This is a genomic window from Pseudonocardia sp. HH130629-09, from assembly GCF_001294645.1.
Taxonomy (GTDB): domain Bacteria; phylum Actinomycetota; class Actinomycetes; order Mycobacteriales; family Pseudonocardiaceae; genus Pseudonocardia.
Genome location: NZ_CP011868.1, coordinates 5,250,445 through 5,275,988, shown reverse-complemented (window position 1 = coordinate 5,275,988; position 25,544 = coordinate 5,250,445). Strand labels below are relative to the sequence as shown.

Below are 25,544 nucleotides of genomic sequence, written 5' to 3'. Positions count from 1 at the left end.
CGGGTGACACCCGGAACCGATCTCGCGATAGCGGCGGTGACCGCTGGAGGGGGAGAATCCCCGATGAGGGGAGGTGGTGGGCGAGGAGGGAGTTGAACCCTCACGTCCTTTCGGACACACGGACCTGAACCGTGCGCGTCTGCCATTCCGCCACTCGCCCGAGCGACACGAGGAAGTTAGCACCCTGCTCGGCGGTCGTTCGCAGGGGGGTCCCCTGCACGTCGACCACCGGCCGGAGGGGGTCGCGACGGGCGGGGCACGGGATGCGCGGCGGCGCCGGGCCGGGTACATCGGAGGGGAGCACGCCGGTGGCACGGCGGGGCCGATCACCCGCTCGTGCCGGGCCCCGCCGGGCCCGGCGGATAACACAGATACGATCGGTCGCACATCACCGACACGCCGATGCGGATGGAGGAGATCTTTTGGGCCGCGTGGACCGCTTCGAGCGCCGACTTCAGGGGTTCGTGGGCGACGCCTTCGCGCGGGTCTTCGGAGGCAGTGTCGTCCCACAGGAAGTCGCACAGGCACTGCTGAGGGAAGCCGAGGACAACGTCGAGCAGCTCGCCGGAGGTCGCCAGCTGGCGCCCAACCGGTACACCGTTCTGCTCAGCCCCAGCGATCTCGACCGGATGGCGGGCGACGAGGACGGGGTCGTCCGATCCCTCTCGTCGCACGTGGCGAAAGAACTCACCGACCAGGGCTGGGACACCTACGGTGAGGTCGTAGTCTTTCTGGAGCGCTCCGAGGCGCTGCACACGGGACAATTCCGCACCCGCTCCGCTGTCGACCCCGACGCTTCCCGTCGGGCCGCCAACCGAGCACGCACCGCAGGAGAAGCACCCATGAGCCAGCAACCGGGCCACCCCGAGGAGAACGGGCAGTACGGATACGACCGGGGCGCACCCGGCGGGTACGGCCAGCAGACCTACGCTCCTCAAGGGTACGACCAGGAGCAGCAGGGCGGCTACGGCCAGCAGCAGCAGGGCGGGTACGACCAGTACGGGCAGCAGCAGGGCGGCTACGGCCAGCCCGGCTACGACCAGTACGGGCAGCCCCAGCAGGGCTACGGCCAGCAGCCCGGGTACGACCAGCAGCAGCCCGGCTACGACCAGTACGGGCAGCAGCAGGGCGGCTACCCCCAGCAGGGCTACGGTCAGCCCCAGCAGGGCGGGTACGACCAGTACGGCCAGCAGGGCTACGGCCAGCCCCAGCAGGGCGGCTACCCCCAGCAGGGCTACGAGCAGGGCTACGACGGCTACGGCCAGCCCCAGCAGGGTGGCTACGGTCAGCCGCAGGGCTACGCGCAGCCCGGCTACCCGCAGCAGGGTGGCTACGACCAGGGCTACGACGGCGGCTACGGCCAGCAGCAGGGCTACGCCCAGCCCGGCTACCCGCAGCAGGGCTACGACCAGGGCTACGACGGCCAGGGTTACGGCGGCCAGGGCGGCTGGGGCGCTCCCGCGCAGCTGACCGCCATGCTGATCCTGGACGACGGCTCGAACCGCAACTACCAGCTGGCCGAGGGCACCCACGTCATCGGCCGCGGTCAGGACTCCCAGTTCCGGCTCCCGGACACCGGCGTGTCCCGCCGGCACCTGGAGGTCACCTGGGACGGCCAGGTCGCGACCCTGAACGACCTGGGCTCGACCAACGGCACCACGGTGAACAACTCGCCGGTGCAGTCCTGCCAGCTGACCGACGGCGACGTGATCCGCGTGGGTCACTCCAGCCTGGTGTTCCGCACCCAGGGCTGAGCCACCCGCGGAGCGGAACCCGCGCAGCGACAGCGGTGCGTCCCCGCCCGCCCGGTGATCCACCGGGCGGGCGGAACGTGCAGAAACACGAGAAGGCGAGTAGGACGACGTGCCGGAACTGGTACTGCAACTGACCCGGGGCGGCTTCCTGGCCCTCCTGTGGCTGTTCGTCCTGCTCGCGCTCCAGGTCGTCCGCTCCGACCTCTACGCGGCGTCCGGTCTCCGGGCGGCCGCACCCGGCCGTGCCAGCGGGGGCCGGGCCACCCGGGTCCGCGGCGGTGGCCGCGGCAAGGTGGCCCGCCAGCTGCTCGTCACCCAGGGGCCGCTGGCAGGCAGCCGCATCACGCTCGACTCGCGGCCGATCCTGATCGGCCGCGCCGACGACTCGACCCTCAAGCTCGACGACGACTACGCCTCCACCCGGCACGCGCGCATCTCGCAGCAGGGTGACGACTGGTACGTCGAGGATCTCGGGTCGACGAACGGCACCTATCTGGAACGTAATAAGGTCACCGGGCCCACCCGGGTCCCGCTGGGGACACCGGTCCGCATCGGCAAGACGGTGATCGAGCTGCGATCGTGACGGACACGGACCGACCATGAGGTACCGACCGTGAGCCCGACGCGACCGACCGCTCCCCCGGTGCCGCGGCCGTCCGACCGGTCCCGCGGCGCGGGATCCGACCGACGTGCCCCGACCGAAGCCGGAGCCGCCCCGTGACACTGGTGCTGCGCTACTCGGCCCGCAGTGACCGCGGACTGGTCCGGCAGAACAACCAGGACGCCGTCTACGCGGGCCCCCGCCTGCTCGCCCTCGCCGACGGCATGGGCGGCCACGCCGCGGGCGAGGTCGCCTCGTCCCTGGTGATCTCCGCACTGGCCCCGCTCGACGACGACGTGCCCGGCGACGACCTGCTCGCCGAGCTGCGGGACGCGACCCACGACGGCAACGAGGCGATCTCCCGCCACGTCGCCGAGGCCCCCGACCTGGAGGGCATGGGCACCACGCTGACCGCGATCCTGTTCGCGGGCTCGCGCCTGGGGATGGTCCACGTCGGCGACTCGCGCTGCTACCTCCTGCGTGACGGCGAGTTCTCCCAGATCACCAAGGACGACACGTTCGTCCAGTCGCTGATCGACGAGGGCCGGATCACCGAGGAGGAGGCGCACACGCACCCGCAGCGGTCGCTGCTGCTGCGCGCCATCACCGGGCAGGACGTCGACCCGTCGCTGTCCATCCGCGAGGCCCGCGCCGGTGACCGCTTCCTGCTGTGCTCCGACGGCCTGTCCGGCCCGGTCAGCGACGAGACGCTGCACGACACGCTGACCGACTACGCCGACCCGCGCGAGTGCGCCGACCGGCTGATCGAGCTGGCGCTGCGCGGCGGCGGGCCGGACAACATCACCTGCATCGTCGCCGACGTGGTGGACGTCGACTACGCCGACGACGCCCCGATCATCGGGGGCTCCGCCGGCCGCAACCCACGCGCCGGCGACGGCGACTACCGCCACGACGAGCGGACCCCGCATTCCTCGGCGCAGCGCGCCGCCGCCACCACGCTGCCCCGCACCCAGCCGGTGCGCCTGGAGCCCGCCGCCGCGGAGCAGCCGCGACGCCGGCGCGGCCTGCGTCCGGCGCTCGCCCTGCTGGGCGTGCTCGTGGTACTGGTGGCGGGCGTGTTCGTCGCCCGGGCCCTGGTGCTGCAGCAGTACTACGTCGCCGTCGACCAGAACCAGGTCGCGATCTACCAGGGCGTGCGCGGCAACGTGCTCGGGGTCCCTTTGCAGCGGGTGGTCGAGTCCACCGACATCGGCCTCGACGACCTGCCGCAGGCGGTCCGCAGCCAGGTCACCGACGGCATCGTCTCCGACGACGGCGAGACCGGTGCCCGGCAGACCGTCGACCGGCTCCGGGATCGCATGCTCCCGCTCTGCTCGACGCTGAACCCGCCGCAGCCGCCCCCGGTCGTCCAGGTGCCCGGCGCCCCGCCGGTGACCACGACCCCGCTGCCGACCGCGACCCCGGAACCGGGCCGGAACTGCCGGCTCGACGGCTGATGGCCACGGGCAGCTCCGCCACGGAGCCGACCACGCCCACCGGCCGCGGCATCGAGCTGTTGATGCTGGGCCTGGCCGCCGTCCTCACCACCGGCGCACTGGTCCTGGTCGAGGCGAACCAGGAGCAGTCGCTCACGACCGACCTGCTGTGGGTGGGCCTGGCGTACCTCGTGCTGTTCGCGGGGGCACACGTGGCGGTGCGCTTCCTGGCGCCCTACGCCGATCCGCTGATCCTTCCGTCGGTCGCGCTGCTCAACGGCATCGGCCTGGTGATGATCCACCGGCTCGACCTGGCGAAGGCCGCCCGCGCCGACGCCACCGGGAGCCCGGTGCCGAGTGGGCTGATCAGCGCCCAGATCACCTGGACCGTCGCCGGCCTGGCGTTGTTCGCGCTGGTGCTGTTCTTCGTCCGGGACCACCGCACCCTGGCCCGCTACGGCTACACCGCGGGCTTCGTCGGCCTGGTCTTCCTGGCGATCCCGGCGCTCCTGCCGTCGTCGATCTCCGAGGTCAACGGCGCCAAGCTGTGGATCCGCATCCCGGGCGGACCCGGCATCCAGCCCGGCGAGTTCTCCAAGATCCTGCTGATCATCTTCTTCGCGGCCTACCTGGTCCAGAAGCGCAACCTGCTCTCCACCGCGGGCCGTCGCTTCCTGGGAATGGAGCTGCCCCGTGCCCGTGACCTGGCGCCGCTGCTCGTCGCCTGGGGGCTGTCGGTCGGCGTGCTCGTGCTGCAGCGCGACCTCGGCAGCTCGCTGCTGATCTTCGGCCTGGTGCTGGTGCTGCTCTACACCACGACCGAACGCGTGTCGTGGATGGTGATCGGGCTGCTGGCGTTCTCCGGCGGCGCCGTCGTCGCCTACAACCTGTTCGGCCACGTCCAGACCCGTGTGCGGATCTGGCTGGACCCGTTCGCCGACTTCAGCGGCGGTGGCTACCAGCTCGCGCAGGCGCTGTTCGGGCTCGGCACCGGCGGCGTCGGCGGGACCGGGCTGGGTGCCGGCCGGCCGGACATCGTGCCCTTCGCCGAGTCCGACTTCATCTTCTCCTCGCTCGGCGAGGAGCTCGGGCTGATCGGGCTGGCCGCGATCATGCTCGTCTACCTGGTGCTCATCACCCGCGGACTGCGCTCGGCACTGGCCGTGCGCGACTCCTACGGGAAGCTGCTCGCGACCGGGCTGTCGTTCTCGGTCGCGCTGCAGATCTTCGTCGTCATCGGCGGGGTGACGAAGCTGATCCCGCTGACCGGTCTGACGCTGCCGTTCCTGTCCTACGGTGGCTCGTCGCTGCTGGCGAACTACGTGCTGGTGGCGATCCTGCTGCGGATCTCGCACGTGGCCAGGGCACCGCTGCCCGTGCGGCCCGCGAAGCCACGGGCGCCGATCGCCGAGGCCAGCACCGAGCTCGTCCAGCGTCCCGGAGCGGGCCGGTCCGACACCCGTGACGACAACCGCGCCGACGGTGCCGCCAACGCCGCCAACGCCGCCCAGAGGAGCGAGACGTGAACCGCCCGGTCCGCCGCGTGGCCCTCGCCGTGATGGTGATGATCGTGGTCCTGCTCGGCAACATCACCTACGTGCAGGTCGTCATGGCCGGCCAGTACCGGGACGACCCCCGCAACCAGCGCTCGCAGATCGACGAGTACTCGCGTCAGCGTGGGCAGATCGTCGCCGGCGGGCAGGTCCTCGCGCAGAGCGTCGAGGGGAACGGGCGGCTGCGCTTCGCGCGCCAGTACCCGCAGGGCGAGATGTTCGCGCCGGTCACCGGCTTCCTGTCGACCGTGTACGGCAAGACCGCGCTCGAGCGGTCCGCCGACGAGGTGCTCAACGGCACCGACGACCGGCTGTTCGTGCGCAGGCTGTCGGACCTCATCACCGGCCGGGACCCGGCGGGCGGCAACGTGGTGACCACCATCGACCCCGAGGTGCAGCGCGCCGCCTACGACGGGCTGGCGTCCCGCGGGTACACCGGCGCCGTCGTCGCGCTGGTCCCGCAGACCGGCGAGATCCTGGCGATGGCCTCGACACCGTCGTTCGACCCGAACACGCTGGCCTCGCCCGACCCCGCCGAGCAGCAGCGGGCCTGGCAGCGCTACGGCGCCGAGGACCCGGACCCGAGGACCAACCGGGCGATCAACGAGATCGAGCCGCCCGGCTCGACGTTCAAGCTCGTCACCACCGCGGCCGCCCTGCAGAACGGCTACACCCCGGACAGCCAGCTCACGGCCGCCCGCAGCATCCAGCTGGCCGACTCCACGACGACCCTGGAGAACTACAACGGCTCGGCCTGCGGCGGCGGGGCGACGGCGTCGCTGCGCGAGTCGCTGGCACGCTCCTGCAACACCGCGTTCGCCCAGCTCGGCGGCGAGCTCGGTGCGGACAAGCTCCGTGCCCAGGCCGAGGCGTTCGGCATCGGCCGCACCGACCTGCAGATCCCGATGCCGGTCACCGCGTCGCAGGTCGGCCCGATGTCCGACACCCCCTCCACCCAGCAGTCCGCGATCGGGCAGCGCGACGTCCGGCTGACCCCGATGCAGCTGGCGATGATCGGCGCCTCGATCGCCAACGGCGGCCAGACGATGGCCCCGCACCTGGTCAAGGAGATCCAGAGCCAGACCCTGGACGTCGTCGACACCACCGAGCCCGACCGGATGTCGCGGTCGATGCCGGCCGACGTGGCCCGCACCATGACCGACCTGATGGTCGGCTCGGAGGACCGGACCTCGGGCGGCGGCAAGATCACCGGCGTCCAGATCGCGTCGAAGACCGGTACCGCCGAGCACGGCACCGACCCGAAGAACACCCCGCCGCACGCCTGGTACGTGGCGTTCGCCCCGGCGGAGAACCCCAAGGTCGCGGTGGCCGTGCTCGTCGAGAACGGCGGCGACCGGGCGCTGGAGGCGACCGGTGGCTCCGTCGCGGCCCCGATCGGGCGGGCCGTGATCGCCGAGGCGCTGCGGGACGCCCAGTGAGCCCGCGGGACCCGGCCCGGCGCAGGTCCCCGGCGGTCCCGTGAGCGCCCTGTCGGCCGGGCAGCTGATCTCCGAGCGCTACCAGCTGGACCGGCGGATCGCGGTCGGCGGAATGGGCGAGGTCTGGGAGGCCTCCGACACCCGGCTCGGGCGCAGCGTCGCGGTGAAGGTCCTCAAGGCCGAGCTCTCCGACGACCCCGAGTTCCTGCACCGGTTCCGCATCGAGGCCCGTACCGTCGCCTCGCTGGACCACGCCGGGATCGCCGCCGTGCACGACTACGGCGAGGACGACAGCCCCACCGGCGGCGGGCGCACCGCCTACCTGGTGATGGAGCTCGTCCGGGGCGAGCCGCTGTCGTCGCGGATCGGGCGCGGGCCCATCCCCGCAGACGAGGCGCTCGACATCCTCGAGCAGGCGGGCCGGGCGCTGTTCGCCGCGCACGAGCGCGGGTTCGTCCACCGCGACGTCAAGCCCGGCAACATCCTGCTGCGCACCGACGGCGTCGTGAAGCTGACCGACTTCGGCATCGCCAAGGCCGCCGACGCCGTCCCGGTGACCCGCTCCGGGATGGTGATGGGCACCGCCCACTACATCGCACCGGAGCAGGCCTCCGGCGAGGAGGCCGGTCCGTCCGGCGACGTGTACTCCCTGGGCATCGTCGGCTACGAGTGCCTGGCCGGAGTCCGGCCGTTCCGCGCCGAGAGCGCCGTCGCGGTGGCGATGATGCAGGTCCGCGACGACCCGCCGCCGCTCCCGGACGAGATCCCCGAGCGGGTCCGCGAGCTGATCTCCTCGGTGCTGGTCAAGGACCCCGAGCAGCGCTACACCGACGGCGCCGAGTTCGCCGACGCCGTCGCCGCGGTCCGGCGTGGGCACCGGCCGCCGCCGCCCGGCATCCCCGCCCCCGGCGGGTACGCGCCCGACTTCCGCGGCGACGACGGCAGCGGCTCGCGACACTCCCTGCAGGAGAGCGGACCGGGGACCGGCGACGGCCCGTCCGCCGGCGGTCCCGACACCGCCGACCGCGGCCCGCGCACCGGCGACCCCGGCCCCGACGGCGCCCGCCGCAGCGGGCCGGACCAGGGCGTGTCCCGCCCGGTCACCGGTCCCTACCCCGGCGCCGGGCCTGGCGGGCCGCAGGGACCGCGTACCCCGGGCGGGACGCCGGCAGGGTCCGGGCCGGTCCCGGTGCCCCCGGCTCGCCGCCCTACGGCGCCCCACTGCGTCCGCCGCACACCGGGCCGCGCGCCGGCGGTCCGGCCGCCGGCGGTCGTCCGGGCGAGCCGCCCACCGGGCCCGGGTTCCCGGGGCAGCAGCGCTCGGCGCCGACGCGTCCGCCGGTGCGCCGCAACGCCTCCGCCGACCGGATGCCCGAGCTGCACCCGTCCGGCCCCCTCGATCTGGGCCCGCAACGGTCCGGCCGGGCGAAGGCGTGGCTGGCCGTGCTGTTCGTGGTCCTGACGCTCGCCGCCGTACTACTGGCAGTGATGATCTTGAGGGGTGTCTCGCCCGACGACATGCGGCCCGGGTCACTGGGGGTCGCGCCCGGTACCGTGGCGACCGCGGCCGGCCCCCCCGGCCGGGTCCACGGGACCGGCGGTCCCGGCAGAGCCGTTCGCCGTCCCCCGTGCCCAAGATCGACCGGAGGTGCCCGGTGATGTCCCGGTGATCCCACCGAACGGTCGCTCCGGCGCAGATGCCGCCCGTACGGGACCGGCAGTGGGCGCCGACCGGCATGATGAGCACGCCTCCGACGGACTCGATGAGTACGGGAACCTGAACCGATGACGACACCACGACTGCTCTCCGAGCGCTACGAGCTGGGCGACCCGCTCGGCTACGGCGGCATGTCCGAGGTCCACCGCGGCCTCGACACCCGGCTCGGCCGGGACGTGGCGGTCAAGGTCCTGCGGGCCGACCTGGCCCGCGACCCCCAGTTCCAGCTCCGCTTCCGCCGTGAGGCGCAGAACTCGGCGTCGCTGAACCACCCGGCGATCGTCGCGGTGTACGACACCGGCGAGGTCGAGTCCGAGTTCGGGACGCTGCCCTACATCGTCATGGAGTTCGTCGACGGGCAGACGCTGCGCGAGATCGTCAAGACGTCCGGCCCGATGACCCAGCAGCGGGTCGTCGAGGTGATGGCCGACGTCTGCGCCGCGCTCGACTTCTCGCACCGGCACAACATCATCCACCGCGACGTGAAGCCCGCGAACGTGATGATCAACGGCGTCGGCGCGGTCAAGGTCATGGACTTCGGCATCGCCCGTGCACTGGGCGAGGGCCAGAACGTCACCCAGACCGCGGCCGTCATCGGCACGGCGCAGTACCTGTCCCCCGAGCAGGCCCGCGGTGAGGCCGTGGACGCCCGATCGGACGTCTACGCCGCCGGCTGCGTGCTGTTCGAGCTCCTGACCGGCGAGCCGCCGTTCACCGGGGACACCCCGGTCGCGGTGGCCTACCAGCACGTGCGGGAGGACCCCCGGGCACCGTCCGAGCTGAACCCGTCGGTGCCCCCGGCACTTGACGCGGTGGTGCTCAAGGCGCTCAGCAAGAACCCGGCCAACCGCTACCAGTCGGCCGCCGAGATGCGGGCGGACCTGATCCGCGTGCGCAACGGCGAGCCGGTGCACGCGCCGCTGGTCATGAGCGAGCACGAGCGCACGCACATGATGGCCCACGACGGCGCGACCCAGGCCATGGCGACGCGCCGGCTCGACGCGGGCGGCCCGGCCACCGGCCGGCACACGATGCCGCCGCACCACCCCGACTACGGCGACGACGAGCGTCGCGGAGGGGGCCGCAAGGCACTCCTGTGGGTCGTCGCACTCGCGGTGATCGGGCTGCTCGGCTTCGTCGGCTTCCAGCTGTTCTCCTCCTCGGGCCCGGACCAGGTCGCGGTGCCCGACGTACTCGGCCAGTCCCCGGACCAGGCCCGGCAGACCATCACCCAGGCCGGGCTGCTGTTCTCCCAGCAGGACCAGCCGTCGGACGTCGCACAGGTCGGCAAGGTCGTCCGGACCGACCCCGGCGGCGGCAACCAGGTCCCCGAGAACAGCCGGGTGACGGTCTACGTCGGCAGCGGGCCCGCGCAGGTCACCGTGCCGAGCGTCGAGGGCCTGTCCCCGGACGAGGCCGAGGCCACGCTCCGGGCGGCCGGTCTACAGGTCGGCGGCCGTACCGAGCGTGACACCAGTGACTCCAGCCAGGTCGGGAAGGTGATCGCCTCCGACCCGGGGCCGGGCCAGCAGGTCTCGGGCAACACCGCGGTGTCGCTGGTGGTGGGTCGCAGGCAGCAGACCGTCGCCGTGCCCGACGTCGCGGGCCAGTCGGCCGACGCCGCCCGGACGACACTGCAGAACGCCGGTTTCCAGTCGATCTCCACGACCGAGGTCGACGGCAGCAGTTCGGCCGGCCAGGCGGTCGGCACGAACCCCTCGGCCGGGACCCGGGTCGCACCCGACCAGACCATCACCATCCAGATCAGCCGCGGGAACCAGAACCAGGTGCCCAACGTCGTCGGCCAGCGTGTCGACAGCGCGATCAGCACGCTGCAGGATGCGGGGCTGAGCCCGTCGATCCGTCAGGTCGACGTCTCGGACTCCTCCCAGAACGGCGTCGTGCTGCAGCAGAGCCCGTCCGGCGGGTCCGAGGCCTCCAGCGGCCAGACCGTTACCCTCACCGTGGGCCGCTACTCCGGTGGCAGCAGCAGCGACGGGGACAACAGCGGCAACAGCGGGTTCCCGTTCAACTGACCATCCTTCCGGGAGGAACAGTGCGCGTCCTCGTCGTCGACAACTACGACAGCTTCGTCTACAACCTGGTCCACTACCTGGCCCAGCTCGGCGCCGACCCGGTGGTCCGGCGCAACGACGAGGTCGAGCTCGACGAGCTCGACGACGTCGGCGCCGTCCTGCTCAGCCCCGGTCCGGGCACCCCGGAACGGGCCGGTCGCAGCGTCGAGGTCATCCACCGCGCAGCGGAGCGCGGCACCCCGCTGCTGGGGGTGTGCCTCGGTCACCAGGCACTGGCCACCGCCTGGGGCGGGGTCGTGGAGCGGGCGCCCGAGCTGCTGCACGGCAAGACCTCGGAGGTCTTCCACGACGGCACCGGTGTGCTCGCCGGGCTGCCCTCGCCGTTCACCGCCACCCGCTACCACTCGCTGACGATCCCGCCGGACGGTCTGCCGTCGGAGCTGGAGGCGACCGGGCACACCGAGACCGGCCTGATCATGGCCGTCCGGCACCGGGAGCTCCCGATCTCCGGCGTGCAGTTCCACCCGGAGTCCGTGCTGACCGAGGGCGGACACCGGATGTTGGCGAACTGGCTGAGCCAGGCCGGCTGCTCCGTACCGGAGGACCTGGTCGTTCGGCTGTCCGCCGAGATGGCCGGGCTGGTCGCCGGGGTCTGACGCCCGCTCCGCACCGCCCGACGTCCCCGTGACGTGTGACGCCTGTACCCCCTGGATGACCCGGACGGCGACGCGGCCGCGCTACCGTGGTGGCGGATCTGTCCGGGTCGGCCCCGACCACGGCGCCCCGTCGCAGGTCCCGCCCCCGGCCGGCGCACCGGCCGGACCCGTGTCCGACTCCGACAGGCGATGAGGTCAGATGCCGAAGTCGAAGGTCCGCAAGAAGGCGGCCTACACCCCTCCCCCGGTCAGCCGCACCCCACAGAAGGTCGCGGGGCCGACGCACCCCGCCTACATCGCCGTCATGGTCGCGATGTGGATCCTCGGTCTCGCCTGGCTGGTGATCAACTATCTGGCGGGTCCGTCCATCCCGTTCATGCTCGCGCTGGGGAACTGGAACTTCATCATCGGGTTCTCACTCATCGTGATCGGCCTTCTCATGACCATGCGGTGGCGTTGACCAGCGGAAATACACGGATGTGAGTTGTCCACCATGTGGATGGACCCTGTGGACAACGTCGCATGACCACGCAGGGTGATCGACTTCGGTGGTCGACGCCGGTGGGCACGGTCGTCGCACTCTGGGTGCTGGCGGTCGCCGCGACCGGCTGGTCGGTCGCGGTGCTCGTCTCCGGGGCGGAGGCGGCCGGCGCGCTCGTCGCGGGTGTCGCGGCGCTCGGTCTCGCCCTGGCCGCGGCGTCGGGAACCCGTGCCCAGCCCCGGCTGGAAGCCGGTCCCGAGGGGCTGATGGTCCGCAGGCTGACCTGGACCCGGCACGTGCCCTGGAGCCGGGTGGACGACCTGCGCCTGCTGCGGACCCGCAGGCTGGGCCGCGAGTCGGTGCTGCTGGAGCTGGAGCTGCGCGACGTCGACGACCACGAGCGGCTCGTCATCCTCGGCCGGGCCGAGCTGGGCGCCGACCCGGTCGAGGTGTTCGACGACCTGTCCGCCCTGCGCCCGGGACACCGCCCCGGCGACGCCGGCCCGACCGGCCCCTGACCCCCGGTCCGGCGTCTCCACGGACACCGCAGCGCCGAGAGGTCGGGGACCCACCCCTGGCGACGGCGGGGCAGGGTCAGACGCCCGCGGCCGCGAGCAGCCCCGCGGCGCGCACCACGATCAGCACGACCGCGAGTGCGGTCAGCCCGGAGACCGCCAGCGCCTGGGTCCGCCTGCGCTGCGGGGACCCCGTCCCGAGGTGGACCAGCGCCGCGGTGACCGCGGCGCCGAAGACCAGCCCGCCGAGGTGCCCCTGCCAGGAGATGCCCTGGATGCTGAAGCTGATCACGGCGTTGATCGCGATGAGGGCGACGACCTGCCCGGTCGGCAGCTTCAACCGCCGCAGCAGGACGAACAGTGCCCCCATCAGCCCGAAGACCGCACCGGAGGCACCCGCGGTCAGCCCGTTGGGAGCACTGAACAGCATGACCGCGGCCGCTCCGCCGAGCATGGACACGCCGTAGACGGCGACGAACCGGGCCCGCCCCAGCACCGTCTCGACCTCACGGCCGATGATCCACAGGGCGTACATGTTGAACGCCAGGTGCAGCGGGCCGATGTGCAGGAAGCCCGAGGTGATGATCCGCCAGTACTCGCCGTCGGCGACCCGGAGCGGGACGAGCCCGCCGGCCTCGAACAGGGGCGACAGGAAGTTGGACATCACGCTGCCCGCCGTGACCGCGGTGATCACGTAGACCACCACGTTCGCGACGATCAGCCCGGGGACGACCACCGGCTTCCCGGTGCGGCTCGCCCCGGCGACGGTGCGTCGTCGCGGGGTCGTCCGTGCGGCCTCGGCGAGGCAGTCCACGCAGTGCTGACCGACCGGGGCCGGCTGCAGGCAGGCGGGGCAGGCGGGCCGGTCGCAGCGCGAGCAGGCCAGCCCGGTGGGGCGGTCGGGGTGCCGGACGCACACCGTCGCGCCGCCGGGGCCGGGCGGGGCGCCGGGCCCACCGCCCGGGCCGGTCTCCCCGGATCCGTACGGCGAGGGTCCGTACGGCGCGGATCCGTAGGGCGTCTGCCCGTACGGCGTCGCCGGCCCGGGACCGCCCGACGGCGGACCGCCCGGCGCGCCCGGCGGCGGCCACTGGGGCTGCGGGTAGCCGGGCGGCGCCGGGTAGTACGGCGTGCCCGCGGGGCCGGGGGAACCCGGCCCGCCCTCGGGCTCGCCGGATGCCCCGGATCCGCTGCTGTCGGGTCGTCCGTTCACCACGGCCGGTCCACTCGGTGGTCGGAGACCTGCGAGGTCAGGACTGCTCGATCTCGATCTTCTCGATGACCACGTCGGTCAGCGGCCGGTCGGCCTGGCCGGTGGTGGTCTGGGCGATGGCGTCCACGACGGCCCGCGACTCGGCGTCGGCGACCTCACCGAAGATGGTGTGGCGCCGGTTCAGGTGCGGGGTGTTGCCCACCGTGATGAAGAACTGCGAGCCGTTGGTGCCCGGCCCGGCGTTGGCCATGGCCAGCAGGTAGGGCCGGTCGAACTTGAGGTCCGGGTGGAACTCGTCGCCGAACTGGTAGCCCGGGCCACCGCGACCGGTACCGGTCGGGTCGCCGCCCTGGATCATGAAGCCGCTGATCACCCGGTGGAAGATCGAACCGTCGTAGAACGGCCCGGAGTCTCCGCCGCTGGCGTTCGGGCCCGTGTAGTCCTTGCTGCCCTCCGCGAGGCCGACGAAGTTCGCGACCGTCTTCGGCGCGTGGTCGCCGAACAGCACGACGCGGATGTCGCCCTCGGAGGTGTGCAGGACGGCCGTCGTCTTGGCGTTCTCTGGTTCCGTCACGACTACCATCGTGCCAGTAAGCAGCCGCATCCGTGGGAAGCAGGTCCGGAACATGAGTGCCGAGAGGAAGCGGGCCCGTGCCCGCAAGGACGCGACCGAGGCCGTACACACCTTCGCCGACGCCGGCCGGATCGCCGGTGGCGCGGTCACCGACGCCGTGGCCGGAGGGGTCTCGACGCGTCTGTCCGACCTGTCCGACGTGGTGTCCGGCTCGGTGCACGACGCCCGCCACGCGCTGGCCGAGATCGTCGAGCCGACCCCGGCGCGGGTGCGCCGGGCCCCGTGGATCGTGGCCGTCCTGCTGCTGACCGCGGCCGCGGTGTGGGGCTGGGCGACGCTCCTGAAGCGCGAGCGCGAGGTGGACCCGGGACCCCGGTCCCGACGACCCCGCCGTCCGACGACCAGATCCACGGCAAGCCGATCGGTCAGGGCAGGTCGCAGACGAACGGCCACTGACCGCAGGGACCGTCCCGGAACGAGCGGGTCAGGACGGACGCAGAGTCCGCAGGAAGCCGGTCACGGCGGCCTCGTAGCCGTCGGGATCGGCGTTCCAGCTGCCGGTGTGCTCGGTCCCGGAGAACTCCCGGTAGGTGACCGGCCAGCCGTGCTCCGGGGCGGTCACGGCGAGGTCCCGGCTCAACGAGACCGGGACTGCGGTGTCGGCGTCGCTGTGCAGGACGAGCGTCGGGGGACGGATCGCGGGCGGACGCCGGACCAGGTCGAACCGGTCGAGGTCGATCCCGATCCGGCGTGCGGTGAACCGGGCCGCGACCCCGGCCAGGGTCGGGGGGAGACCGCGGTTGCGGGCCTGCCGGCGCAGCGTGCGACGCCAGTCGAGCAGCGGCGCGTCCCAGACCACGGCGTCGACGAGGTCGGCGTGCGGGGACCGGTCGAGGAACGCCCCGCCCACCGCGGCCCCCATCGACCAGCCGACCAGCACCAGCCGGCGCGCGCCGTGGACCAGGGCGTAGGCCGCGGCGGCGTCGACGTCGCGCCACTCGGTGTCGCCGAGGTGCGAGCGCCCGTCCGGTGACTCCGGGGCGGTCCCGTCCCCGCGGTAGCTGACGACGAGCTGGGTCAGGCCGGCCGCGTGCAGCGCGGGCAGGATCCGCAGTGCCTCGCGTCGGGTCCCGCCACGGCCGTGCACGCACAGCGCCCAGGTGTGCGGGTGCCCTCCGGCCGGGGCAGGGATGCGCCATGCCGGGGCCGTCCCGAGGTCGGTGGGCACCTCGACCTCGTCGAAGGGCAGCCCTCGTGCGGACGGGTCCGGGTCGAACGGGCCGGCGTCGAGCACGGCGGGGCCGATCGCGGGGACCGGGCCCGCACGGAGCTCACGGACGACCGTGCGGCGCCCGCGGTCCAGGACCGGACCGACGACGGCCAGCCCGGCCGGGCCGCGCAGTCCCCACACACCCGGCTGCGCGGACAGCCGGGTCCGCGCCAGCTCGACGGTGCCGTCCCCGGCGGCGACGACCCGCTCGGGCAACCCCGGGTGCGGCGACGGGTGCAGCAGGATCGTCGAGTAGTGCCAGCCGATCGCGGCCGCGGCGGTGCCTCCCGCCCCGCCCAGGACCCCGGCCAGCGCACCCGCGACGGGTACCGAAGGACGAACGGAGTGGCGGACGGAGGGGCTCGGCGCGCGCACGCCCTCATCCTGCTCCCCCGCGTACGAGCACCGCGAGTGGACCACCGGAAGCATTCAGGAGCGACGATCACTCGCCCATACGTGCGAGACCCCTCTCAGGTTGCCACCCGTACGGGTGAAGATCACTGTCGATCGACTGCGCACCGCAACCGCTTGATGTGGATCTCGTTGTCCCCCGGCGAGGGTCGTCCGTCGACCCTCCGCTCCCCCGATCCCCCTTGGAAGGACGTGCGCATGAACTCGCTCGCCCGTACCGCCCTGCGGCTGTCCCTCACCGGCGCCGGCATCGCCGCGCTCGGCGCCGGTCTCGTCGGCCAGGCCTCGGCCGCCGAACTTCCCGAGCTGCCCGAGCTCCCGGCCGCCCCGGACACCTCCGCCCTGACGGACGCCGCGGACAGCGCCGGCTTCGGGGAGCTGCAGATCCCGGACGCCGAGGCCCTCGGTCTGCCGGAGCTGCCCTCGACCGACTCGCTGCCGAGCGCGCCGTCGCTGCCCGGCACCGACGACCTCCCCACCGCCTCGCCGCAGGCCGAGGACGCCCCCGAGCTGCCGTCCACGGACGACCTGCCCGAGCTCCCCTCGGTGGGCGACGCCGGCCTCCCGTCGGTCGACGACACGGGCGCGCTGCCCCTGTTCGAGGTCCCAGCCGTCATGCACATCGAGGCGCCGACCGGCTCCTGACGTCGGTCCGCGGGTGCCGGACCCCCGACCGGCACCCGCGACCACGCCCGTCCGGTGTCCCCGACGACCGGGGCACCGGGCGGGCGGTCGTGTGCGGGCTCAGGGGCGGCCGTGCCGCGGGCGCGGCGGCGGCGCCGGGACCACCGGCGCGCGGACGAGGAGCTCGTAGCGGTCGAAGGATCCCTCGTCGTCGACGACGTGGCGCAGGAACCGGAACCCGGCCCTCCGCGCGACCCCGACCGATGCGGTGTTCTGCGGGTCGACGTCGATCGAGATCCACCGCACGTCACCACGTTCGCCCAGGTAGCGGGCCGCGAGCCGGACCGCGCGGGTCGCGAGGCCGCGACGGCGGTACGCCGCGTAGACGCCGTAGGACAGACCGGCCCGGCCCCCCGCGGGGTCGAGGTCGACGTCGATGGTCCCGGCGAGGACGGCGCCGCCGTCCACTCGGATCCCGAAGCTCAGCTTCGGCCCGTCGTCGGCCCAGCGTTCGATCGCACGACGGACGTGGGCGCGGGCGGTCGCCGGGGTCGCGGGTGCGCCACCGAGCCAGCGGACGATCTCGGCGTCCTCACCCGCGAGGTGGGCCGTCACGTCGTCCCAGCCGAGCGGACTGAGGACGACGACGCCGTCCGCCAGCATGTTGGAGGGACGCGACACGGGACCATCCTGCCCCAGACGTCGCCGTGCGTGATCGGGTACTCCCCTCCGGGGTTCCCCGTCAGGACGACGGCGCCTCGCGCACCCGGTAGCGCATGAGGAGCGTGTCGTCCCCGGTGACGACGCTGACAAGCTCCAGGCGCGCCGGATCCATGCCGGCGCCGCGGGCGATCCGCCCGGCCTCCCCGGAGACGAGGAACGGAGCGAGGGTCAGCCGCAGCTCGTCGACCAGGCCCGCCTCGGCCAGGCTGCCGAACAGCGCGGGCCCGCCCATGCAGTTGATCCGGCGCAGCCCGCGCTCCCCCAGCGCCGCGACCGCCACGGCGAGGTCGACCGACTCGTCGCCGGTGAGCACGACCTCGGCGCCGGCGTCGGCCCACCGGCCGCGCAGGTCCGCGGGGACCGACTCGCAGGTGAGCACGACCGTGGGGACCACGGTGTCGGTCAGCACCGGCGACGACGGATGGAGGGACTTCCCCGACGAGGTGACGACCGCCGTCGACGGCAGCTCCGACAGCCCGAAGCGGCGGCGCCGGTCGTCCATCCGGTCGTTGTGCTTGACGCCCGTGAACCCCTCGGCGGTGGCCGTCCCGGCCGCGACGAGCACGACGTCGGCCAGGTCGGTCCCCAGGTCGAGCACCGCACGGTCGGGCGGGGTGGACAGCCCGGCCGAGCTGCCCTGGACCTCGACGGCCCCGTCCGCGCTGGACACGAAGTTGACCGACAGCCGGAGCCGGTCGTCCGGGTAGGCGTAGAGCCGTTCGAGCTGCTCGGTCGACAGCGGCCCGGCGTCGGCCACCGGGAAGATCTGGTGGATCGTGCTCACGCGAGCAGTCTCACCGCCCGCGAGGGATTCCGCTCGCCACGGACGATGGCGACCATCTCGCAGGTCTCCCGGGTGGCCCGGGCCTGGTGGGCGCGCACCATGGCGACGCCGCGGTCGGCGGCCAGCGCCGTCGCGGCGAGGGTCCCGGTCAGCCGCTCCTCGAGCGGCACGGCCAGGGACTCGCCGACGACGGTCTTGTTCGACATCGCCAGCAGCACCGGCCAGCCGGTCGCGACCATCTCGTCGATGCCGCCCAGGACCTGCAGGCTGTGCAGGGTGTTCTTGGAGAAGTCGATCGCCGGGTCGATGAGGATCCCGCCGGCGGGCACGCCCGCGGCGACGGCCTTCTCCGCGAGCGCGACGGTCTGGTCGATGACCGTGCGCAGGACGTCGGTGTAGCGCGGGCGGTGCGGCTCGGTGCGCGGGTCGACGTGGTCGGTGTGCGCGCTGACGTAGCCGGCGCCGTACCGGGCGGCGACGTCGAGGATCCCGGCGTCGGCGGCCGCCCAGTTGTCGTTGACCAGGTCGGTGCCCGCCGCGCAGACCGCATCGGCGGGTCCGGCGCGGAAGGTGTCGACCGAGATCGCGACGTCGGGGAACGTGTGGCGCGCCCACTCCACGGTCGGCACGACCCGGTCGATCTCCTCCTGCTCGGAGACCTCGGTGCCCGGACTGGCCGGGACGCCGCCGATGTCGATGACGTCGGCACCCTCCCGGACGACCGCGGTGATCCGGTCCCGGGCGGCCTGCTCGGCGAAGGTGACGCCGTGGTCGTAGAACGAGTCGGGGGTCCGGTTCACGATCGCCATGACCATCGCCCGGTCCCGGTTCCAGGTACGTCCACGGAACGTCACGCTCGGCACGTGGTCTCCTCACAGCACGGGCGGGCCCGCTGCAGGACCCGGTTGGATCTCCATCCTCCCCGGGGCCCGGCGTGCGTGCCCACCCCGACGGTCATCGGTCGCGTGTGTGGTCCCGCAGCGGCAGCTCGGTGGCCCCCCGCGGCCCGGTCGCGATGCCGGTCGCGACCTGTTCCAGCAGCCGTGCCTCGTGCACGCCACCTTCTCGTCGGTCCGCCGAAAAGCACGATGCGCGTGACGGAGCCACGGACCGCACAGCCGTCACCGGTCCGGTCCGGTCCGCCGATCGTCGCGGCGGACCGGACCGCCGAGGTCACGACAGGTGCTTCCCGGAGATCGCGCGGGCGATGACGAGCTGCTGGATCTGCTCGGTGCCCTCGAAGATGTCGTAGATCTTCGAGTCGCGGTGCATCCGCTCCACGGGGTGCTCGCGCGAGTAGCCCGCGCCGCCGAGGATCTGGATGGCGCGCTCGGTGGCCCACACCGCGACCCGGCCGGCCTTGAGCTTGGACATCGACCCCTCGCCCGCGGTGAACGGGACGTTGTTGCGGCCCATCCACGCGGCCCGGTGCACGAGCAGCCGGGCGGCGTCGATCTCGGTCCTCATGTCCGCGAGGGTGAAGGAGATCGACTGGTTCTCGATGATCGGGCGGCCGAAGGCGACCCGGTCCTTGGCGTACTCCAGGGCGTACTCGTAGGCGGCGCGGGCGATGCCGATCGCCTGCGAGCCGACCGTCGGACGGGACAGCTCGAAGGTCTGCATCGCGGCCGAGCCCTTCGACTTCTCCCCCGACCGGGCGCGGGCGAGCCGCTCGTCGAGCTTCTCCTTGCCGCCGAGCAGGCAGGAGCCGGGGAGCTTCACGTCGTCGAGGAAGACGTCCGCGGTGTGCGACGCGCGCAGACCCATCTTCTTGATCTTACGGGTGGACTCCAGGCCTGGAGTGTTCGGCGGGACGACGAACGCGGCCTGCCCCTTGCCGCCCAGCTCCTGGTCCACGACGGCCTGCACCACGTGGATGTTGGCGATGCCGCCGTTGGTCGCCCACGCCTTCTGGCCGGTGAGGGTCCACTCGTCCTTGGCCTCGTCGTAGACGGCGCGGGTGCGCATCGCCGAGACGTCGGAGCCGGCTTCGGGCTCGGACGAGCAGAACGCTCCGACCTGCGGCTCGGAGGCGTCGCCGTAGCACTGCGGGATGAACTCGACCATCTGCTCGGGGGTGCCCGAGGCGAAGATGCCGGCGACCGCGAGGGTGGTGCCGAAGATCGCCATGCCGATCCCGCCGTCGCCCCAGAAGAGCTCCTCGTTGACCAGCGGCATGGACAGGCCGGTCTCGTCACCCCAGAAGGAGGCGAGGGTCTCGAAGTTGTAGAGCTCGATCTTCGCGGCCTCCTGCAGGATCGGCCACGGGGTCTCCTCGCGCTCGTCCCACTCGGCGGCGGCCGGGCGCACGACGTCGGCGGCGAAGCCGTGCACCCATTCCTGCAGCTCGCGGTGCTCCTCGGACAGTTCGAAGGAAGTCATCTCAGCTCTCCGCTGGTCGGTCGCGGTTCTCGTCAGGCAGACGGGATCTGGAACATCTTCTGCAGAGCGGTCGCGAAGCCGACGTCGCCGGAGACCTTGAGCTTGCGCGTCATGAACAGGGTCACCGGGTTGGCGTTGTTCGTCGCGACCTTGAGGAACTCGGTGCCGGGCATGGTCAGCGCGGTGCGGGGGTCCTCGTCGGTGCCCTCGGTGACCGTGCAGGTGCCGTTCTGCATCACGGTCTGGAAGCTGTCGACCGTCGAGCCGTCCTTGATGTGCCAGTGCACGACCTGCCGGTTCCCCGTCGCGCCCTTGGACGAGTAGAACTCGCTCATCCGGCCGAAGATCGCCTCGAGCACCGGCCGGCGGACCTCGGACGACATCACGGTCGCCAGCTGCTGCTTCGATGCGGTCTTGACCAGGCGGGCGAACAGCGACGGGTCGACGTTCTTCGCGTTCCCGTCGCGCAGAGCCGTCCCGAGCGTCGCGATCAGCTGCTCGTCGGACAGGGACTTCGGGTCGACGCTGCGACCCAGCTCGTTGATGTCGACCGTGTCGGCCATCGCTCGTTCCACCTCGCCGTGGTTCACACAAGTGTCCGGTACTCGCCGTACCGGCTCGGGACGAGGCGTACTTTACGCAGCAGTAGCTAAGCTGTCGAGATGGCATCTGCACCCCGTCGCAGGCTCCCGCCCGCGCAGCGCGAGAAGCAGGTCCTCGACGCGGCGGTGCGCGTGTTCTCCCGGGACGGGTTCCACGACGCGTCGATGGACGGCGTCGCCGACGAGGCGGGGCTGTCGAAGCCGATGGTCTACACGCACGGCGGGGGCTCGAAGGAGGAGCTGCTGCGGCGGTGCATCCGCCGCGAGGCCGACCGACTGCTGGATTCGGTCTCCGGCGCCGCGGCAGGGGAGCCGGTCGACGCCGAGGTGCGCCTGCACCGCGGTCTCCGAGCGTTCTTCGCCAGTGTGACCACCCATCGCGACGGCTGGTCGGTGCTCTACCGCCAGGCCCGCACCGGCGCGCTCGCGGACGAGGTGCACGCGGCGCGCACCCGGATCGTCGACCGGGTGGCGCGGCTGCTGGCGGCCGAGCTGGCCGTCCCCGCGGGCGTGGACCCGGCGACGGTCACCGCCCCGCTCGCGGCGGCGCTGGCGGGCGCGGCCGAGGGACTGGCCGACTGGGCGGGCGACGGCGCGGACCCCGACGACCTCGCCTCGACGCTGATGACCCTGGTCTGGCCGGGCCTGGAACGCCTGCGCGGGTGAGCCGTCGGCGCCGCCCCCGCCGTGCGCTCAGCCCTCCGTCGCCGGCCGCGTCACGAGGCGCCGGGTGCGGTCCGGCAGCCGGTCGACGATGCGGCCGATCCGCTCGGTGGTGCCCTGCAGCGGCGCGAGCGCGTCGGCCAACACGCCGATCTGCCGGTCGAGCGCGTCGATCCGGGCCGCGACCGAGCGCAGGTCCGGGGCGACGGCGGTCAGCTGGCTCGCGGCCTGCGCGAGGTTGACGTCCAGCGCGGCCAGCCGCGGGGTCCCGTCGGCATCGGCGTCGGAGACGGCCGCCGCGATCCGCCGGACGGCGCCCTGGTCTCCGGTGGCCGCGGCCAGTGCCGCGAGGTCCTCGCGCACCGTCGCCAGCGCCCGCAGCGGCTCGACCGCCCCCGCGAGGGCCGCGAGGTCACCGGGGGTGCGGGCGAGCTCCTGCAACGGTCCGACCGCCTCGGCCAGACGTGCGAGGTCGGCCCGGGTCGCCGCCAGCTCGTGCACCGCGGGGACGGCGCCGGTGAGGCTCTCCAGGTGCTCGCGCGCCGCGGCCAGCTCCCGCAGCGGCTCCACCGCGCCGGCCAGCTGCGCCAGGTCGGCGCGGGTGGCGGCGAGCTCCTGGAGCGGGGCGACGGCGTCGGCGAGACGCTGCAGCGAGGTGACGGCCCCGGCGAGCGCGGCGAGGTCACCCGCGGCCGGTGCCAGCTCCCGCAGCGGTGCCGCGGCGCCGGCCAGCTCGTGCAGGTCCCCGCGCACCGCGGCCAGCTCGGACAACGGCCCGACGGCGGCGCTGAGCTCCCGCAGCGCCTCCACGGCCCCCGCCAGCTCCGACAGCGGGCCCACCGCGGCGCCGAGCTCCCGCAGCGCCTCCACCGCACCTGCCAGCTCCGACAGCGGACTGACGGCGCCCGCCAGCTCCTGCAGCGACGCCACCGCCCCGCCCAGCTCCCGCAGCGGCCCGACCGCGGCGGCGAGCTCGTGCAGGTCGCCGCGCACCGCGGCCAGCTCCCGCAGGTCCTCCCGCATCCCCGCCAGCTCGTGCAGGTCACCACGCACCGCAGCCAGCTCGTGCAGGTCCTCCCGGACCCCGGCCAGCTCGTGCAGGTCCTCGCGCACGCCGGCCAGGTGGTGCAGGTCCTCGCGCAGCCCGGCGAGCTGGTGCAGGTCGTCGCGGGCACCGGCCAGCTCGCGCAGTGGTCCGGCGGCCCCGGCCAGCTCGACCACGGCCGCGGTCAGCCGGTCGATCCGCTCGACGGTCACCGGGTCGTCCCACAACGTCACGACCCGGCCGAGCACGTCGTCGAGCACCGGGGCGAGGCCGGTCAGGGCGGCGTCGACACCGGCGATGCGCCGCGGCAGCGCGGCGACGTCGGCCGCGACCGACGGCATCGCCTCGACCGCGCGCGGGGCCTCGGCCAGCCAGCCGGGCAGCCGGCGGCCGATCTCCACGGCCGCGCCGACCGTGCCGAGGGCGGCGCCGATCAGCGTCCCGGTGACGCCCGCGGGCGACCAGGAGCTCGGGAGGGGCTGCTTCGCCATCGGTCTCCTCCGGGGCTCACGGGAACGGGCTCGGGTCAGCTTCGCAGATCCGGCGGCCCGGTGTACCGCTCGGTAGCCCCGTCAGTACGACGCGTCGTCCACCCGGGCCGCCGCGTCGCCGCCGGCGTCGCGGGCCGCGGCGTCGTCGAGGATCGTGGCGGTACCGCTGGTGCCGAAGCGGGTGACGCCCGCGGCGTGGAAGGCCAGCACGGTGTCGAGGTCCCGGACTCCGCCGGAGGCCTTGACCTGCACCTGCGGTCCGACGGTGGCGCGCATGAGGGCGAGGTGCTCGGGCGTGGCGCCGCCGCCGGCGAAGCCGGTGGAGGTCTTCACGAAGGCCGCGCCCGCCGACTCGGCGGCCCGGCAGCCGGCGATTACGTCGTCGTCGGACAGCAGCGCGGTCTCCAGGATCACCTTCACGACGCGGCCGTCGGCGGCCCCGACGACGGCGGCGATGTCGGCCTCGACGTCGTCGGTCAGGCCGCTCCGCAGCCGGCCGATGTTCAGCACCATGTCCAGCTCGGCGGCGCCGTCGGCGATCGCCTGCCGCGCCTCGGCGACCTTGGCCGCGGTGCTGGTCGTGCCGTGCGGGAAGCCGATCACGGTGCCGACGGCGACGCCGGTCCCCGCGAGCCGGGCGGCGGCGTGGGCGACGTCGGACGGGCGCACGCACACGCTGAAGATGCGGTAGCGCGCGGCGAGGTCGAGCTGGGCGTCGACCTCGGTGCGGGTCAGCTCGGGCTTGAGGATCGCGTGGTCGATCATCCCGGCGATCGCGGCGGCGGAGAGGGTCGTAGCGCTCACGGTGGTCCTTCGGGTCCCGGCGGGAGGATCGCCCCCGCGGGTGGTCGGCGGTCGGATGCGAAGGCTACGCGCCCACGACGCCGCCGATCAGCACATGCGGTGACGGCCACTCGCTGCGATGCTGGTCGGACGTACCGGAGATCCCGGTGGCCGAAGGGGGTTCTCGACCATGGCGGACGACGACCGCTCCGTGCCGGATGCCGCGCAGGCCGCCGCTCCCGGGCCGACGCTGCGCTTCGAGCAGTCCAGCCACCCGGCGGGCGCCACCGTGCTGCACGCGATCGGCGCCATCGACGACGACACCTCCCCCGACCTGTGGGTCGAGATGGGCATCTGGTCCGAGGCGGGCCCCGAGCTCATCCTCGACCTGACCCGCGTGGACTTCCTGGGGACGGCGGGGCTGAACTCGCTGCTCCAGTCGCGCGACATGATGGGCTCCGAGGGCAAGCGGCTGCGGGTGTACTGCGGGTCGGGCCGGCCCGCACGGCGCGCACTCCAGGTGACCGGCGCGATGGACCTGTTCGACGTCGTCGACCGGATCCCCGAGGAGCCGGCCTCGTCGCGGAACATGCTGTTCGGCGTGCCGGACCCGGACGTCCGCCTGAACGGTCAGCGCCGCTCGAACGACGAGTAGCCCGCGGCGGCCTCGTTGTCGCAGGCCCGCAGCAGGCCCGCGACCCCGCCGGGCACCGCGTACGGCGCGACCGGCTCCGCCGGGGACGACAGCGCCTCGATCGTCGACAGGCCGTCGGCGTCGAGGGCGCCGATCCCCCGGTCGACCCACTCGACCTGTCCCTGCAGGCAGGCCGCGTCGTTGCCGTACCCGAGGGTCGGCGCCAGCGGCGCGAACAGGTTCGGGAAGCCGGGGTGCGCCATCCCGAGCAGGCCCGGGCCGGTGCCGAGCAGCCGCCCGTCGCGGCCGACGACGTCGATCCCGGCCCGGGTCGCGCCCGGGTCGAACCCGGTGGCCAGCACGATCGCGTCCAGACCGACGACGGTCCCGTCGGCCAGCCCGACCCCCTCCGGCCGGATCCGCGTGACCGGGTTCCGGGCGACGGGGAGCACCTCGACGTCGTCGCGATGGAAGCTCTCCAGCCAGCCCTGGTCGGTCGCGACGGGGCGCAGGCCGTAGTCGTCGCCGTCCGGGACCAGCGCTGCCGCGAGGCGGTCGTCGCCCAGCCGCGCCCGCATCCGTTCCCGGACGACGGCGGCCGCCGCGGCCCGCAGTGCCGGGTCGGACGCGAGCCCGGCGAGCCGGGCCGGGTGCAGCGCCAGCGGGTCCTCGTCGTAGACCGTCCCCAGACTGTGGAGTCCTTTGTGGACAGACGGGTGCCCGGTGCCGGACGGTGTGGACCGGACCGCCTCGCGCATCGCGGGCAGCCGGTCGCGGTAGGCCGCGCGCTCCGGCCAGCCGAACATCGGGTTGGCCGCGGGCAGCACGAAACGCGGGGTCCGGGCCAGGACGGTGAGCCGGCCGACCCGCCCGGCCAGCGCCGGGACCAGCTGGACCGCGCTCGGCCCGCAGCCGACGACACCGACCCGCAGTCCGTCGAACTCGGGCCCTCGGGCGGGCCACGCTCCGGTGTGGACGACCGGCCCGGCGAAGTCCGACCGGCCGGGGACGGCGTCGGTGCGGGGCGCGGTGAACGCGCCCGTGCAGCGGACCAGGAACCGTGCCGACAGCTCGCCGTCGCCGGTGCGCACCCGCCAGCGCCCGCCGTCCCAGCGGGCGGCGGTGACCGGTGTGGACAGTCGCAGGTCGCGGTGCAG

Annotated in this window: 24 protein-coding genes and 1 tRNA gene; 13 read left to right on the top strand and 12 right to left on the bottom strand. The window is 73.6% G+C overall.

Translation table 11 applies throughout. The features are described 5' to 3' along the window. Positions 1-74: 74 nt before the first annotated feature. Positions 75-160 (bottom strand) — tRNA-Leu (locus XF36_RS24545). 262 nt (positions 161-422) lie between these two features. Between XF36_RS24545 and XF36_RS24540 the strand changes: the two genes are divergently transcribed. The 10 genes from XF36_RS24540 (at position 423) to XF36_RS24495 (ending at position 12,191) form a co-directional block, all read left to right on the top strand. Next, positions 423-1,754, top strand: coding sequence for a DUF3662 and FHA domain-containing protein (locus tag XF36_RS24540; RefSeq protein WP_060713786.1), 1,332 nt, complete (start codon positions 423-425; stop codon positions 1,752-1,754). A gap of 109 nt (positions 1,755-1,863) precedes the next feature. Further along, positions 1,864-2,337 (top strand): FHA domain-containing protein FhaB/FipA, encoded by a 474-nt coding sequence (locus XF36_RS24535; protein WP_060713785.1) that lies wholly within the window; start codon positions 1,864-1,866, stop codon positions 2,335-2,337. 134 nt (positions 2,338-2,471) lie between these two features. After that, complete coding sequence (locus XF36_RS24530; protein WP_060713784.1) at positions 2,472-3,812, top strand: PP2C family protein-serine/threonine phosphatase; 1,341 nt, start codon at positions 2,472-2,474, stop codon at positions 3,810-3,812. Next, complete coding sequence (locus XF36_RS24525; RefSeq protein WP_082375633.1) at positions 3,812-5,317, top strand: FtsW/RodA/SpoVE family cell cycle protein; 1,506 nt, start codon at positions 3,812-3,814, stop codon at positions 5,315-5,317. The genes XF36_RS24530 and XF36_RS24525 overlap by 1 nt, the downstream gene beginning before the upstream one ends. Continuing rightward, complete coding sequence (locus XF36_RS24520) at positions 5,314-6,783, top strand: peptidoglycan D,D-transpeptidase FtsI family protein (RefSeq protein WP_060713783.1); 1,470 nt, start codon at positions 5,314-5,316, stop codon at positions 6,781-6,783. The genes XF36_RS24525 and XF36_RS24520 overlap by 4 nt, the downstream gene beginning before the upstream one ends. 40 nt (positions 6,784-6,823) lie before the next feature. Continuing rightward, positions 6,824-8,245, top strand: coding sequence for a serine/threonine-protein kinase (locus XF36_RS35015; protein WP_304437845.1), 1,422 nt, complete (start codon positions 6,824-6,826; stop codon positions 8,243-8,245). A 323-nt stretch (positions 8,246-8,568) separates the two neighbouring features. Further along, positions 8,569-10,536: a Stk1 family PASTA domain-containing Ser/Thr kinase gene (pknB, locus tag XF36_RS24510; protein ID WP_060713782.1), complete on the top strand. Its 1,968-nt coding sequence runs from the start codon at positions 8,569-8,571 to the stop codon at positions 10,534-10,536. A 20-nt stretch (positions 10,537-10,556) separates the two neighbouring features. Then, complete coding sequence (locus tag XF36_RS24505; protein ID WP_060713781.1) at positions 10,557-11,192, top strand: aminodeoxychorismate/anthranilate synthase component II; 636 nt, start codon at positions 10,557-10,559, stop codon at positions 11,190-11,192. A gap of 199 nt (positions 11,193-11,391) precedes the next feature. Then, positions 11,392-11,652: a cell division protein CrgA gene (crgA, locus tag XF36_RS24500; protein ID WP_020626195.1), complete on the top strand. Its 261-nt coding sequence runs from the start codon at positions 11,392-11,394 to the stop codon at positions 11,650-11,652. Positions 11,653-11,753: 101 nt separating this feature from the next. Further along, a complete protein-coding gene (locus XF36_RS24495; protein WP_060713780.1) occupies positions 11,754-12,191 on the top strand; it encodes a PH domain-containing protein in 438 nt (145 codons plus the stop codon). A 76-nt stretch (positions 12,192-12,267) separates the two neighbouring features. Here the strand turns inward: XF36_RS24495 and XF36_RS24490 are convergent, their stop codons facing one another. From XF36_RS24490 to XF36_RS24480, 3 genes are all read right to left on the bottom strand, one after another. Further along, a complete protein-coding gene (locus XF36_RS24490; RefSeq protein ID WP_238589007.1) occupies positions 12,268-13,401 on the bottom strand; it encodes a rhomboid family intramembrane serine protease in 1,134 nt (377 codons plus the stop codon). A 37-nt stretch (positions 13,402-13,438) separates the two neighbouring features. After that, positions 13,439-13,984 (bottom strand): peptidylprolyl isomerase, encoded by a 546-nt coding sequence (locus tag XF36_RS24485; protein ID WP_060714954.1) that lies wholly within the window; start codon positions 13,982-13,984, stop codon positions 13,439-13,441. A 475-nt stretch (positions 13,985-14,459) separates the two neighbouring features. Next, positions 14,460-15,620: an alpha/beta hydrolase family protein gene (locus XF36_RS24480; protein ID WP_060713779.1), complete on the bottom strand. Its 1,161-nt coding sequence runs from the start codon at positions 15,618-15,620 to the stop codon at positions 14,460-14,462. 234 nt (positions 15,621-15,854) lie between these two features. Between XF36_RS24480 and XF36_RS24475 the strand changes: the two genes are divergently transcribed. After that, positions 15,855-16,301 (top strand): hypothetical protein, encoded by a 447-nt coding sequence (locus XF36_RS24475; RefSeq protein WP_060713778.1) that lies wholly within the window; start codon positions 15,855-15,857, stop codon positions 16,299-16,301. Between the two features lie 99 nt (positions 16,302-16,400). On the opposite strand, the gene XF36_RS24470 is transcribed toward XF36_RS24475, so the two are convergent. From XF36_RS24470 to XF36_RS24450, 5 genes are all read right to left on the bottom strand, one after another. Next, the gene (locus XF36_RS24470) at positions 16,401-16,961 is read right to left on the bottom strand and encodes a GNAT family N-acetyltransferase (protein ID WP_145981496.1); all 561 of its coding nucleotides are present in this window, start codon (positions 16,959-16,961) and stop codon (positions 16,401-16,403) included. 61 nt (positions 16,962-17,022) lie between these two features. Further along, complete coding sequence (locus XF36_RS24465; RefSeq protein WP_082375632.1) at positions 17,023-17,787, bottom strand: dihydrofolate reductase family protein; 765 nt, start codon at positions 17,785-17,787, stop codon at positions 17,023-17,025. Next, entirely contained in the window at positions 17,784-18,650 is an 867-nt protein-coding gene (gene folP / locus XF36_RS24460) for a dihydropteroate synthase (RefSeq protein WP_145981495.1), read from the bottom strand. Before folP ends, XF36_RS24465 begins: the two co-directional genes overlap by 4 nt. Before the next feature lie 310 nt (positions 18,651-18,960). Next, entirely contained in the window at positions 18,961-20,169 is a 1,209-nt protein-coding gene (locus XF36_RS24455) for an acyl-CoA dehydrogenase family protein (protein WP_060713775.1), read from the bottom strand. A 32-nt stretch (positions 20,170-20,201) separates the two neighbouring features. Continuing rightward, positions 20,202-20,732 (bottom strand): SCP2 sterol-binding domain-containing protein, encoded by a 531-nt coding sequence (locus XF36_RS24450; protein ID WP_060713774.1) that lies wholly within the window; start codon positions 20,730-20,732, stop codon positions 20,202-20,204. A gap of 99 nt (positions 20,733-20,831) precedes the next feature. Between XF36_RS24450 and XF36_RS24445 the strand changes: the two genes are divergently transcribed. After that, complete coding sequence (locus XF36_RS24445) at positions 20,832-21,437, top strand: TetR/AcrR family transcriptional regulator (RefSeq protein WP_060713773.1); 606 nt, start codon at positions 20,832-20,834, stop codon at positions 21,435-21,437. A gap of 27 nt (positions 21,438-21,464) precedes the next feature. Here the strand turns inward: XF36_RS24445 and XF36_RS24440 are convergent, their stop codons facing one another. Then, entirely contained in the window at positions 21,465-22,970 is a 1,506-nt protein-coding gene (locus XF36_RS24440) for a hypothetical protein (RefSeq protein ID WP_060713772.1), read from the bottom strand. Between the two features lie 81 nt (positions 22,971-23,051). Next, positions 23,052-23,774: a deoxyribose-phosphate aldolase gene (gene deoC / locus XF36_RS24435; protein WP_082375631.1), complete on the bottom strand. Its 723-nt coding sequence runs from the start codon at positions 23,772-23,774 to the stop codon at positions 23,052-23,054. 169 nt (positions 23,775-23,943) lie between these two features. On the opposite strand from deoC, the gene XF36_RS24430 reads away from it, so the two are divergent. Beyond that, positions 23,944-24,408 carry an STAS domain-containing protein gene (locus tag XF36_RS24430; RefSeq protein ID WP_060713771.1) on the top strand — a complete coding sequence of 155 codons (465 nt, stop codon included), beginning with the start codon at positions 23,944-23,946 and terminating at the stop codon, positions 24,406-24,408. Here XF36_RS24430 and XF36_RS24425 read toward each other — a convergent pair. Continuing rightward, on the bottom strand, positions 24,384-25,478 hold the full coding sequence (locus XF36_RS24425) for an NAD(P)/FAD-dependent oxidoreductase (protein ID WP_060713770.1): 1,095 nt from the start codon (positions 25,476-25,478) through the stop codon (positions 24,384-24,386). The genes XF36_RS24430 and XF36_RS24425 overlap by 25 nt on opposite strands. Positions 25,479-25,544: the final 66 nt, after the last annotated feature.

Coding starts and splice junctions, on each gene's coding strand:
- XF36_RS24525 (WP_082375633.1), top strand. CDS start 3,812: ATGGCCACGGGCAGCTCCGCCACGGAGCCGACCACGCCCACCGGCCGC.
- pknB (WP_060713782.1), top strand. CDS start 8,569: ATGACGACACCACGACTGCTCTCCGAGCGCTACGAGCTGGGCGACCCG.
- crgA (WP_020626195.1), top strand. CDS start 11,392: ATGCCGAAGTCGAAGGTCCGCAAGAAGGCGGCCTACACCCCTCCCCCG.
- XF36_RS24485 (WP_060714954.1), bottom strand. CDS start 13,984: ATGGTAGTCGTGACGGAACCAGAGAACGCCAAGACGACGGCCGTCCTG.
- XF36_RS24475 (WP_060713778.1), top strand. CDS start 15,855: ATGAACTCGCTCGCCCGTACCGCCCTGCGGCTGTCCCTCACCGGCGCC.
- XF36_RS24455 (WP_060713775.1), bottom strand. CDS start 20,169: ATGACTTCCTTCGAACTGTCCGAGGAGCACCGCGAGCTGCAGGAATGG.
- XF36_RS24450 (WP_060713774.1), bottom strand. CDS start 20,732: ATGGCCGACACGGTCGACATCAACGAGCTGGGTCGCAGCGTCGACCCG.
- XF36_RS24445 (WP_060713773.1), top strand. CDS start 20,832: ATGGCATCTGCACCCCGTCGCAGGCTCCCGCCCGCGCAGCGCGAGAAG.
- XF36_RS24440 (WP_060713772.1), bottom strand. CDS start 22,970: ATGGCGAAGCAGCCCCTCCCGAGCTCCTGGTCGCCCGCGGGCGTCACC.
- XF36_RS24430 (WP_060713771.1), top strand. CDS start 23,944: ATGGCGGACGACGACCGCTCCGTGCCGGATGCCGCGCAGGCCGCCGCT.